The sequence below is a fragment of the Dyadobacter sp. CY261 genome, assembly GCF_021440085.1.
In the GTDB taxonomy this organism is placed as follows: Bacteria; Bacteroidota; Bacteroidia; order Cytophagales; family Spirosomataceae; genus Dyadobacter.
Genome location: NZ_JAKCPW010000007.1, coordinates 43,279 through 54,903 on the forward strand (window position 1 = coordinate 43,279; position 11,625 = coordinate 54,903).

Genomic DNA, 11,625 nt, shown 5'->3' on the forward strand with positions numbered 1-11,625 from the left:
GCTTTCATTTTTTGTCCATGATTTAAAATAAAACCACAAATGAAATTAACCATGAAGTCACAAGCTCAAAAGTATCTATCCATGCTGATGCTGTCGGTGCTAATCCCGACGATATCCGTCAATGCTCAATCTGTGAAATTTCCCGAAGGCTGGACCGATGGTTATGCCTATGTCAATGGAATACGCTCGCATTACTATCACGCCAAGCCGGCGCCGGGTAAACCTGTGATGGTCATGGTGCACGGTTATACCGACATCGGGCTTAGCTGGACTACACTGACCTTGAAATTGCAGGACGCTTATGATATTTATATGATTGATGCACGCGGTCACGGTTTGACCGATCCGCCTACGGCAACGGATAATGGCGAAACGATGATCAAAGACGTAGTGGATTTTGTAAAGTTCATGAAATTTGACAAGCCGATACTAATGGGGCATTCGATGGGAGCAGCCACCGTCATGCGGGTAGGGGCGCAGTATCCTGATCTGGCCAAAGCCATTATCATGCTTGATCCATTTGTTGGTAATCGTCCAGCCCAGCCTGCACCATCGGCAGCTGATACTGCCCGTAGAGGTCAAACTGCATCTGCACAATCAAGCGCGGCGCAAGTACGCAGGCCCAATATGTTCAAAAGTCCGGATACCCTAGTAGCCCAGAATAATACGCCATTTGAAGAGGTTGTAGCAAAAGGCAAGCGCCAAAATCCATTGTGGGCTGATTTGGATATATATTATTGGGCAGTCTCAAAAAAGCAATATCACGGGCCTTACACGCCCGAGCAAGCCCAGGCCCTTACAGGCACGATGAGTACTGCAGATGCCCTCGCAAAAATCAAGGTGCCGTCACTGATTCTAAAAGCAGATGCGAAGCCCGAAGTACGCAAGGCCAATGAAGAAGCGGCTCGCGTCATGCAAAACGGCAAATTGATCCATATTGATGGAGCAGGGCACAATCTGCATCACGACAAGCTGGCGAAAACGGTGGAAGTATTGAATGCGTTTTTAAAACAGATATGAAACCGTTTTAGAAGATTTTCAAATAACTTACATAAAATGCACCGTACAACTGTTGCACGAATCTTTTTTACCTGGGTGATGCTTTGTCTTTTCTTTTATGGGAAGGCGCAGCCGCCAAGAGGTCCTTTTGTGGTATCGCCTCAGGTATTAGCCGACAAGAAAGTTACATTTCGTTACCTGGCTCCGTCGGCACGGGAAGTAAAGCTTGCAGGTGGGCTGTTTGGGGCTTCAAACGTTGCCATGATAAAAGATAGCATTGGCATATGGAGTGTAACTGTTGGCCCGGTACGACCTGACATTTATTCTTACAATTTTGTCGTAGATGGTGTAAGTGTAATGGACCCGGCAAATGAAGATTTTTCTCCCAATGAACGTTTCAAATCAAGTCTATTTGAAGTTTCCGGCTTTACGCCCTTGATACATGCTGTTCGGGACGTTCCGCATGGCTCCGTGAATTACGAATATTATTCTTCTGTTGAAGGTACAACCGGTACAGTGGTTGTCTATACACCTCCCGGTTATGATAAAGATGCGTCTAAAAAATACCCGGTTTTCTATTTAATAAGCGGGACAACAGATACAGAAGAGACTTTTTTCAAGGTCGGCCGTACCAACTTCATACTTGATAACCTGATTGCAGAAGGCAAAGCAAAGCCTATGATTGTTGTCATGCCCTATGGCAATATGGAAGCAAGAATGGCGCATCAAAAGGGTGACCCTACGCCCCCGGACCCGGTAAGAGACAGCCCGGATGGAATTGTCAGAATGCGCCGATTTTCAGATGACCTTACAGAGAATGTGATTCCTTTTGTCGACAAAACCTATCGCACCATTGCTAACAGGGACAGTCGTGCCATCGGTGGTTTTTCCCGTGGTGGGGGACAAACCTTACGCACTTCATTTTGGAACATTGCTAAATTTTCCTGGATCTGTGCCTATGCTGCCAACCTACCTACAAGTGAATTGGATGGCACCTATTCAGCCATTACTTCCAATGCGGAGGCCACCAATAAACAATTGAAACTGCTGTGGGTAAGTGTAGGAAACGAAGATTTCATGTACAATGACGTTGCGACATTTTTGAACTATCTCACCGCAAAAAAGATCAACTATAAAAGCCTGATCACAGGAGGAGGTCACACATGGATAAACGTCAGGACTTATTTGACGGAAACCGCTCAACTGCTTTTTAAATGAACAATCAATCAGCGATGAAATACTTCATTTCTATCATAATCCTGATATTCTTGGGGTCGACCAACTCTTTTGCCCAACGGCCACCTTCTATCGGTTCACCACAAGTACATGCTGATAACAAGGTAACATTCAAATACTATTCAAAGACGGCTAAAAAGGTAATGGTGAGCGGAGAGTTCCTGGATGCTCCACAGTCCATGACCAAAGATACGTCGGGTATTTGGAGCGTTACGATTGGCCCGGTGAAGCCGGAAATTTATCCCTATTCCTTCCTGGTGGATAGTGTACAGATCGCAGATCCAAATAACACCCATATTTTTGCGAATGAACGCTTTAAGCGCAGCATCATTGAGATTCCTGGAAAAACACCGCTGGTTCATTCCCTGCAAAATGTTCCGCATGGAAAGATCAGCTATCGTTATTATCAATCAAAAACACTTGGAACAACCCGCCAATTGTTGATCTATACACCTCCCGGATTTAAACCAAACGACACAAAAAAATATCCTGTACTTTATTTAATACATGGAGGGTCAGATACAGAAGAAACATGGACCAAAGTAGGACGTGCTAATCTGATTGCGGATAACCTGATTGCAGAAAGCAATGCAGTTCCAATGATCATTGTGATGCCTTATGGTAATGTCAGGCCTGCTCCAATGTCCGATTTTACCAAAGATGTAGTGAACGATATTATCCCTTTTGTTGAATCGAACTACCCGGTTCTTACGGACAGTAAGCATAGAGCCGTTGCAGGATTCTCTGTCGGTGGAGGCCAAACGCTTAATATTGGATTAACTAACACCGACAAGTTTGCCTACATATGTTCTTATGCACCCTATACCGCTACGGAAGAGTTTCAAAAAAACTTTTCGAATTATTCTCCTGACGCCAACAAAATCAACAGCCAGTTAAAGCTGCTTACCATCAGTGTGGGTACAGATGATTTCTTATACGAAAGCGTGAAAAAGAACATTGCCATGTTTGAGGACAAGAAAATCCGTGTCAAAAGTTATATCGTACCTGGCGGGCACAACTGGATAAATTGCAAGCAATACCTCGCTACGACCTTGCAGGAAATCTTTAAAAATTGATTTTGTCCTAAGGAAAAAACTAAATTCTTATTTTTTGAAGAGTTTCTGATTATAAATCTTACGCTATGAACTTGAAAAACATTTCGATAATTCTTTTAACACTTGGTCTTTCGCTTACCCTGCGACTTACCGTTGATGCCCAAACATCCGAAGAAAAACCACTATGGCCGTCGGGTATCAAAGATAATCCCGTGAAATATCCTGCCGAAGAGGTGGTAAATTTCGATGTAAATCCCCAGTCTCTTTCAAAGAAGAACCGGGTCTTTCGCAAAGTGTCCGTTCCAACTTACGTTCTTCATCTGCCACCGCCCGCAAAAGAAACTGGGGTCGCCGTAGTGATATGTCCCGGAGGCGGTTTTGTAGATAATTGGTTCGATCGGGAAGGAACCGACCTTGCACTTTGGCTAAAAGAACAGGGCGTGGCATCGATGGTGCTAAAATATCGCTTGAATACCAGAGATAGCAGCAAAAATTTTGTAATTCCCAGAGATACATATTTCGAAGCGGCATTCGATGATGCAAAGCAAGCCATTATCACTTTGCGAAAAGATGCAGCTAAACTTAAAATTGATCCGAACAAAATTGGCATAGCAGGTTTTTCGGCTGGTGGAACATTGGCTGTAGAACTCGCTGCAACCGACGAAATAAATGAGGGCTCCGGGAAGGTGAGCTGGAAACCCAATTTCGCAGGTCTTTTTTATGCTGCATTTTTAAAGAATTATACTGTTCAAAAGGAAAGTTGTCCGCCGGTTTTTATCATCAATGCCCACGACGATAAGTTGACTAAGGCCTCCAAAAGTGTTGACTTTTATTCATCGTTGCTGAAAGCAGGGATTCCGGCCGAAATGCATATTTACAATAAAGGCTCTCATGGATTTGCCATGGATTTTACAAAAGGAGAAACCCTGAAATACTGGCCTGAAAGTTTTTTGTGGTGGTTAACGGATATTGGGATGGTTCAGAAAAAGTAAGGGTACTGAGCGCTACCTTTTAATAAGTTGGAAAGAGCGCGCAGCCGCAAAGATTGTGCGGATTGGGGAGGTTTTGGTGTGGAGTTGATTGGGGTTGAGGTGGGGTGAATTAAAAAAGGAATATATCAACTATTGTCTGCAACATCCTGACTCGTCAAAACTTCGAGCTCCTTTTCCAGTTCTTCGATCGAAGGCAGTTTTCCCTTCAAATTTTCCGGAATGGATTCAGTCAATTTATAGGAAGAAATTCCAATTGGCTTACTGATGTCTTTTAATGCATATTCCGCCACAACTTTGTCTTTCTATTGACATATTAATATTCCAATGCTCGGCTGATCTATTTCTGATTTAAGTTGGTCGTCGATTACAGATAGATAGAAATTCAATTTCCCGGCATATTCCGGCATGAACTTTCCTCTTTTCAATTCGACTATTACATAGGCATGCAACTTCACATGATAAAACAGCAGATCAATAAAGAAGTCTTGTTCGCCAACTTCCAAATGATATTGTCGGCCCACATAGGCAAATCCAGCTCCTAGCTCTAACAGAAACTTTGTGATATGATCGGTTAATGCATCTTCGAGATCTTTTTCATTGTGTTCATCTGCCAGCGTCAGAAAATCAAATACATATGGATCTTTTGTAATGTATTTAGCCAAATCCGACATTGGGTCGGGCAATGTTTTGTTGAAATTGGTGAGTGCATAGCCTTTTCTACGGTAATAACCCGTCTCGATCTGGGCGACCATCACGTCCCTGGACCATCCCTGCGTCGCGGTTTCTCGAATGTAGAAATGCCTTTCCTCCGGCTCTTTGACTTTGGTCAAAAGTGTGATATGATGGTACCACGTAATTTGTGCAAGTGCCGCTTGCACAAATTCCCGGTCGGGGTATGCAGTCGCAAATTGTCGCATGTATTTGAGGTTTCTGGGCGAAAGTCCCTGCATGTTGGGGAATTCTTTTCGAAGGTCTGATGCCAACTGATCGATGATTTTCGCTCCCCAACTTGCGGCTTTCTGCTGCTCCACGATCGTTTTTCCGACCTGCCAATACAGCATCAGCATTTCTGCATTGGCCGAAAGGGATGCTTTAAGGCGACTTTGACGGATGGTAACTTTTAGTTCCGCGAGAATTTGCGGGTACTGGTTGGAAGTAAGATGCATTCAGATTTAGTGTGTTTTATAAATCTCGGAATTTACAGAGAGTGGCTGAAACGCCCCGATGAAAGTCTGGTTGTAGGATAATTGATACTGACCGGCGGCTAATCTGATGTATTTTTGATTAGCTACAAAAACTTGGAATGAGCCAAAAGGATTTGGCGGAGAAGTCGCAGGTAACTCTTCAAACTGTCAATTCTTGGGTCAAAGGGAGTAGCAATTTAACGATTGAAACGATTTTCCGGATTGAGGAGGAGCTAGGAGGGGAGTTGATTGGGGTTAGGGTTGGGTGACTTGATTACAAGTTTACAGAATATCTGCCCATATGTTTTTAAGATCGCGGCTGGAAGTTACTCTTCCAGCCTTCAATACCTTCTTTAATAGAATTTAACACTTGTGGTATCCGAAAAAAAAACATCAGTTTCAGTACTTTCATCAATTGGCGTGATTAAAACTGACTTCTTATTCTTTCCCCGGTGGAATTTTCTTCCATTTATTTTAATTTTTCATTTCCTTTCAATTGCATTGACAGAAGCCGTCTCTCCCGCTCAATCTCCGCAATCAATTCTTCCTCTGTTGGCAAATAAAGCATATACTTCGTAGCAAACAATTGCTTGCTATCATTCAAAATACTATACTTCACAACAGTTTCATCTTTTTCAGTACAAAGAATAATTCCAATCGTTGGATTGTCATCATCTTGTTTTTTCAGGTCGTCGAACATTCGAATATACATATCCATTTGCCCCGTATCCTGGTGTGTTAGCTTGCCTGTTTTTAAATCAAAAAGTACAAAGCATTTAAGAAGATAGTTGTAGAAAACGAGGTCAATATAGAAATGACTTGTTTCTGTGCTGATCCTAAATTGTCGTCCGACAAAGGAAAAGCCTTTTCCTAATTCTAGTAAAAATTGTTGCAAGTTTCCGATTAAAGCTTTTTCAATGTCCTGCTCCAATGCACTAACTGGTTCGGCAATATTTAGGAATTCGAAAACATATGGATCTTTAATAAAATCGTTGGCTGGAATCTTATCGGAGTCTTGATCAAGAATAGAAACGTCTGATTTGGTTTGCGAAGAAAGTAAACGCTGATAATAATGGGAATTGATATTGCGCTCCAACGTCCTTACACTCCACATTTGGTTTGAACATTCTTTTAGGTAATACACCCTTGCTTCTGGAACTTCTACTCTCATAATGAGCCTGTTGTGGCTCCATGACAATTTGCTACACACTGTGTAGCAAATTGCTTCGTCAGGATATGTAAGATAAAATTGTCTGAAATTTCTAATGTTAGCGTAAGAAAACCCCTTGCCTAATTCAGCGGTAAGGGCGACGGAAAGCGTTTTCAAAATTGCCTCACCATATGTGGCTTTCTGCTCTCCATTTTGCTCTTCCTGAACTATCCTTCTTCCCATTTGCCAATAGGCGATCACCATTTCACTATTTATCGCACTATAAGTTTTTTGCCGCGCCAGCTGTAAAATTTGTACAACATCGTGTATAAAAGATGTTGCTGGAGTGTCAGATCTATTCATAGGTGTGTTATTTTTTTATATTTTATTGGAAAAAGAGCTTCCTATTCAATTGTTCCCAATCAACCGCTCCAACCGTCCCATCATCTCATCTTTCTCCCTCAACATCCGCTCATAAAGCTCCATTTTTTGGTCGTGAAATTTCATGATTTCTTCAACCGGGTTGATATTGTAATTTGGCTGAAAATTCACCCCGGCAGATTGATCGTGAAATTCCTGAAAAGTATTTGCAATAATATTCACGGCTCTCTCCTCATCAAAATTCCGAATCGCCTCAACTGGAATTTTCAAGATCGCCGCCACTTGCTCCAAAATATCGGAGTCAATCTTTTCCTTTTGTTCGAGTAAAGAGACTTTCTGCTGGTTCCAGTCTTCGCCGAGCTCAAACGCCAGATAATCTTGTTTGATTTGAAGCATTTCCCTGAATCTCTTCAAGTTACGGCCTTCGTGGATCTTCGGATTAGAGGTAGTATGTGACATTGGAAAAAGGTGTTTCGTAAAAAAGGCAATTTATACAAATCCTCCGGGAAGTGCTCGGATAAATTACTGGGACCCAATGTAAGTTACCGGGAGGTTATGTCATTCCAAAGTCACTTTCTGAATGGCGATACCCACAAGGGATTTTTGAGGCTGATCGGTTGCTTGTGTTAGGATGGCAATCTGTAATGTCTCAACATTCATTAAATCTACTTTGCCAGCCTTCGGAGTGGTGTCTAACGAATAGGGTAAAAATCCCGGGTAAGGGCGCGGGAGACTGATGAAATCTACTTTTTTAAGATTGTCCAGCGACACAGCATATGTGCTGTTTTCCGGTTTCACATCCAATGTCGCGCCGTATACGGAACCATCCTTGCCGATTAAAGCAAGCTGAATGGTGCAAGGTTTCTCATTGAGTGAGCGTCCGTAAAAGACCAGCTTCTTTCTCGATGACAAATCCGAAGTACGGCCCGCTATATTGCTTTTAAAATTGTACCGCATCGCATATTCTTCCGCTTTTTCTGGGCTTATATTCAGTTCGGAAGGTCCGGTTTCGGTTGTGGGCGTTAAGCGTGAAGTTTTCAGATATGGTCTTAATAATTGTTCGTGATCCTGCGCAGCGTTAAAAATGGTGACCGGTGAAGATTTCGGCTGAATTTGGGTTTCAAAAGGTTTTTCTTGGTCGGAGGGATACAGGTTTTCTACTCCGTTATCTCTGGTTACAATGCTGTATTTCAATACATTGCCTTTCAAGATTTCAGATGGGATAAGTGCAGAGTAATGATAGCCACCCACGTGCGCTAATTCCAAGTCCGCAGGCTTTTCACCTTGTGTAAGAATTCTGATATTGGCAGTTTCGGGCTTTTTTAAAGATACAATCTGCACTTTGACTGGTACGCTTTCGCCCGCTGAAACCTCCTTCATTGGCGTGTGAAGCACGTGGGTTTTTGTCAGCGTTGTTTCAGGTGCTACGAATTCGTTCAATGTGATATTCTTCCATTTGCTGGTTGCATTCAACTTGCTTGAAGCCCCTTTTTTAACGAGCATATAAGTGCCGGGAGTAATGTCAAATCTCTGATTTTTGGTCATGACACTTTTAGCCGTGTTTCCCTTATTCAATGGTCTGATCTCAAATTCATCTCCCAAATCCGGTAGCTGTACCGACATCGGCCACTGTCGCCAGTTGATCACAGCAAGCACTTTGTCCAAACTATTGTAGCCAAATGGATCCTGCACCCAGATCGCATCAGGCAAAACTTCCAATCGCCACACGCCATTTTCAAGCTTGTCCAGGAAATACGCGCCCGTTCCTTCGTATTTTACAACCGCCGAGTTGCCCGAGCCGCTGATATGTTCTAATGCTGCTGTATTGCGGGGAAGGGTGGCCGTATTGTTAGTATAGATAAATTTTTCCTTCGTCACCATTTCCGCCAAATCCTGCCCGTAACTCACCCTGAAATCACCAAAAGCGGTATCTGCGGGAAATTTGCCAAAATCTTTATAAAGCGGCACATTGTGAAAAACCTCCGACGCTATTTTTAAGCTTAAAGCTTTCTGCGGCGTGTAAATCAGGTTCATGTAATGTGTGTCATACTCCGTATTGGCATATGCAAAAAAGGTTGGGTCATAGGCAAAATGCGTGGCAAGCTGCATGCCCGCCGTCCGGAAACTGCGCGCCATGGCGGGATAAATGTAAGAGCGGCCCACATCCGCAGCATCGAATTCATAGACGATCTTCGCCATTTGTTTAAACCTCGGATTGGCTGCGAAGGGGATTTTGTAGTCGTCCACATTTGGCAGCAAATCGCCCATGATCTCATGTTTGGCCTGCAATCCGGTGGGATACCATTGAAATGTTCCGCCCTGAATATCAGCATCAAAATAACCCTGCGCGAGGTGAATGCTGTGGCTAATGTTATAAAAGACCGGTTTTTTACAGCCGGTCTTTCGCATCGAGCTCGTCATGCCGTTAATGAATGCTGTCACATCGCTGGCTTTCCCGCCATGCTGAGGCTCATTACTGATTTCAAAGGCAATCAGGTCCGGTTCATTTTTGTAGGCAATTCCTGTGTAAGGATTGACGTGATTCAAAAACTGATACAAATAATTTTGCTGCGCCTGGATCGCATCGGGATTAGTCAGACAAGCTGCTTTTCCATATTTCCGGGAAAATCCCGGTGTCTTTTCATCCTTTTCCGGCCAGCCGTTTCCCCAGTAGGCAATGGGTGTGAGCACGAACTTAATACCGCGGTCCTTCATTTTTTTTAATGCATAATCCAGCAGTTTCAAATGCTCATTTTCCAACAAATTGCCTAGCGTATCGCTGATTTCTGTATCCCAGACGTGAACCCGGTAAAGATCAAAACCCAAGCGGGAGAAATGGTACACATCATCGTCAATGGCTTTTTCCGGGGACACATTCAGTTGTTTTGCCACACGGTAAGCGTAGGCAAAAGGAACGGTGTAATTTACCCCAAACCCCTTTACTTCCTCATTCGTCGTACCCCAGCGCATCACGCCATCTTTGTCCACATAAACATCCTGAGACTTTTGCGAAAAAGCGATTGGGCAAGCAAAAAAGAGGAGGAGTAAAAAGGTAAGGGCAATCTTCATTTTAAGAAAAGGTTAATGGGTCAGTTGTTTTTTTAATATCAATATCCGGGTGTCTGTTCGATTTTTCCCTCACCTACATTGATCACATATTGCGGTAAAGGAAATAATTCAGACGGGCCGTGGTTTACTTTTCCCGCTGCTTCCAGCGCGGATGACCATTTTCCGTGACGAACCAGGTCGATCTTCCGGATGCCTTCAAAATAAAACTCGAAGCCTCTTTCCCGCAGAATAGCGTCATTGAATGCAGTTTTCGAAGCCTTAGCCGTCGCGGGTAGTGCTGCAACGCCACCATGTTTCGTTCTCACGTCATTCACCAGCGCAATAGCCTCAGCCGTCGGGCCTGTTAACTGATTAATGGCCTCAGCGAGCATTAGCGTTACATCAGCGTACCTAAGAACCGGCATGTCATTCCCCTGAACATCAGCACCCGGCGAAGATTCGTCAGGATATTTTCTCAAAACGGGACCCCGCATGTTGGTGCGGTTTCTCGCTTTGCCGGTTTTGTCGGTATACGTCGCAACCAGCAGATTCCTCCGCTTGTCAGCTGGATCAAATGTGTCGTAAAATGCCCAGGTAGGGCAGAAGACGCCGCTCGGGTTGGCCCAGCCACCACCAAGCTTGATACTTTTGAAGTCGTTTGGTAGACAATACAACGCCATCGCATTAAAATTGCCGCCGCCTTCACCATTAGTAGGTGCAACCGGGTCACAGTTCACAGCCCAAATGGTTTCTGTATTCACTTCCGTCGATTCGCGGAACAATCCGGCGTAATCGGAAACGAGGCTGTATTTGCCCAATGCAATCGTTGCCCGCGCCGCTTTTTCGGCCTCAGCCCAATTTTTTTCATTCAAATATAACCGCGTAAGCATCCCCAGTGCCAACCCTTTGTTGAACCTGCCATATTCCGAAGGACTTAATTCCAGATTCTCAGCCGCAAAATTGAGATCAGCTGCAATCATCGATACATAATTTTCCCGCGATGGGCGCGTCAGGTCACTTTCGGCATCGGTGTTGATCTTGGACGCGTCAAATATCACTGGCACTGGACCGTACATGTGCAACAGATAGTACATCGTCCAGGCGCGTCCCATTCTGGCCTCGGCAATAAACTTGTTTTTGGCGGCATCGCTAATGGTTGCTTTTTCAATATCGGCAATAACCTGAGTCATTCTGGTGATATAACGCACTTTTTCAAAATGACTTTGTTTGCCCTGCGTTCTCAGAAATGTAAAATCTCCTTTGCTAAAAAATTCCCAGAAACCGCCCCACTCCGTAAACACATTCATTTGATCCGTGGGTAGATCAAACATCGCCAGATGTCCGTATTCCGGGCTGAAAAACATGTTTTGGTATTCCACATCGCTATATCCCCATTTGGAACCAAAGGGCTTATAGGCCTGCAAAGCATAAAGTTTAAAGTCTGCCTCGGTTTTTGGAAAATTGGCAGGGGAAAGTACGCCGGTGAGCACCGGATCAAAGTTTTTCTCGCAGCTGGTAATGGATAAGCTGGCAGCCAGTATACCGGCAATGATTATCTTTTTCATGTGATTTTGGATGTC

10 protein-coding genes and 1 pseudogene are annotated in these 11,625 nt (G+C 43.9%); 5 read left to right on the plus strand and 6 right to left on the minus strand.

Annotated elements, in window-relative coordinates; genetic code table 11:
* The first annotated feature begins 51 nt into the window (after window positions 1-51).
* The 4 genes from LZD49_RS19765 to LZD49_RS19780 all read left to right on the plus strand — a co-directional run bounded on the left by LZD49_RS19765 (window position 52) and on the right by LZD49_RS19780 (window position 4,282).
* Window positions 52-1,020 carry an alpha/beta fold hydrolase gene (locus LZD49_RS19765; protein ID WP_234669303.1) on the plus strand — a complete coding sequence of 323 codons (969 nt, stop codon included), beginning with the start codon at window positions 52-54 and terminating at the stop codon, window positions 1,018-1,020.
* A gap of 36 nt (window positions 1,021-1,056) precedes the next feature.
* Complete coding sequence (locus tag LZD49_RS19770) at window positions 1,057-2,217, plus strand: esterase (protein WP_234669304.1); 1,161 nt, start codon at window positions 1,057-1,059, stop codon at window positions 2,215-2,217.
* Between the two features lie 14 nt (window positions 2,218-2,231).
* Window positions 2,232-3,311, plus strand: a complete 1,080-nt coding sequence (locus tag LZD49_RS19775) for an esterase (RefSeq protein WP_234669305.1) — start codon at window positions 2,232-2,234, stop codon at window positions 3,309-3,311.
* Between the two features lie 65 nt (window positions 3,312-3,376).
* Complete coding sequence (locus tag LZD49_RS19780) at window positions 3,377-4,282, plus strand: alpha/beta hydrolase (protein ID WP_234669306.1); 906 nt, start codon at window positions 3,377-3,379, stop codon at window positions 4,280-4,282.
* A 125-nt stretch (window positions 4,283-4,407) separates the two neighbouring features.
* Here the strand turns inward: LZD49_RS19780 and LZD49_RS36125 are convergent, their stop codons facing one another.
* Both LZD49_RS36125 and LZD49_RS19790 read right to left on the minus strand, forming a co-directional pair.
* Entirely contained in the window at window positions 4,408-4,572 is a 165-nt protein-coding gene (locus LZD49_RS36125) for a hypothetical protein (RefSeq protein WP_234669307.1), read from the minus strand.
* Between the two features lie 12 nt (window positions 4,573-4,584).
* Window positions 4,585-5,448 (minus strand): PDDEXK nuclease domain-containing protein, encoded by an 864-nt coding sequence (locus LZD49_RS19790; protein WP_234669308.1) that lies wholly within the window; start codon window positions 5,446-5,448, stop codon window positions 4,585-4,587.
* Window positions 5,449-5,582: 134 nt separating this feature from the next.
* On the opposite strand from LZD49_RS19790, the pseudogene LZD49_RS19795 reads away from it, so the two are divergent.
* A pseudogene (locus LZD49_RS19795) lies at window positions 5,583-5,735 on the plus strand (helix-turn-helix transcriptional regulator); the annotation flags it as partial.
* A 200-nt stretch (window positions 5,736-5,935) separates the two neighbouring features.
* On the opposite strand, the gene LZD49_RS19800 reads toward LZD49_RS19795, so the two are convergent.
* The 4 genes from LZD49_RS19800 to LZD49_RS19815 form a co-directional block, all read right to left on the minus strand.
* Complete coding sequence (locus LZD49_RS19800; RefSeq protein WP_234669310.1) at window positions 5,936-6,979, minus strand: YhcG family protein; 1,044 nt, start codon at window positions 6,977-6,979, stop codon at window positions 5,936-5,938.
* 45 nt (window positions 6,980-7,024) lie between these two features.
* On the minus strand, window positions 7,025-7,456 hold the full coding sequence (locus tag LZD49_RS19805) for a helix-turn-helix transcriptional regulator (protein ID WP_234669311.1): 432 nt from the start codon (window positions 7,454-7,456) through the stop codon (window positions 7,025-7,027).
* 99 nt (window positions 7,457-7,555) lie between these two features.
* Window positions 7,556-10,066, minus strand: coding sequence for a membrane or secreted protein (locus tag LZD49_RS19810; protein WP_234669312.1), 2,511 nt, complete (start codon window positions 10,064-10,066; stop codon window positions 7,556-7,558).
* A gap of 38 nt (window positions 10,067-10,104) precedes the next feature.
* Window positions 10,105-11,610 (minus strand): RagB/SusD family nutrient uptake outer membrane protein, encoded by a 1,506-nt coding sequence (locus LZD49_RS19815; RefSeq protein WP_234669313.1) that lies wholly within the window; start codon window positions 11,608-11,610, stop codon window positions 10,105-10,107.
* Between the last annotated feature and the right edge of the window lie 15 nt (window positions 11,611-11,625).

What these genes read in the sequence shown, in the direction of transcription:
- LZD49_RS19790 (WP_234669308.1), bottom strand. Translation starts at nt 5,448, where the DNA reads ATGCATCTTACTTCCAACCAGTACCCGCAAATTCTCGCGGAACTAAAA.
- LZD49_RS19800 (WP_234669310.1), bottom strand. Translation starts at nt 6,979, where the DNA reads ATGAATAGATCTGACACTCCAGCAACATCTTTTATACACGATGTTGTA.
- LZD49_RS19765 (WP_234669303.1), top strand. Translation starts at nt 52, where the DNA reads ATGAAGTCACAAGCTCAAAAGTATCTATCCATGCTGATGCTGTCGGTG.
- LZD49_RS19775 (WP_234669305.1), top strand. Translation starts at nt 2,232, where the DNA reads ATGAAATACTTCATTTCTATCATAATCCTGATATTCTTGGGGTCGACC.
- LZD49_RS19810 (WP_234669312.1), bottom strand. Translation starts at nt 10,066, where the DNA reads ATGAAGATTGCCCTTACCTTTTTACTCCTCCTCTTTTTTGCTTGCCCA.
- LZD49_RS19770 (WP_234669304.1), top strand. Translation starts at nt 1,057, where the DNA reads ATGCACCGTACAACTGTTGCACGAATCTTTTTTACCTGGGTGATGCTT.
- LZD49_RS19805 (WP_234669311.1), bottom strand. Translation starts at nt 7,456, where the DNA reads ATGTCACATACTACCTCTAATCCGAAGATCCACGAAGGCCGTAACTTG.
- LZD49_RS19815 (WP_234669313.1), bottom strand. Translation starts at nt 11,610, where the DNA reads ATGAAAAAGATAATCATTGCCGGTATACTGGCTGCCAGCTTATCCATT.
- LZD49_RS19780 (WP_234669306.1), top strand. Translation starts at nt 3,377, where the DNA reads ATGAACTTGAAAAACATTTCGATAATTCTTTTAACACTTGGTCTTTCG.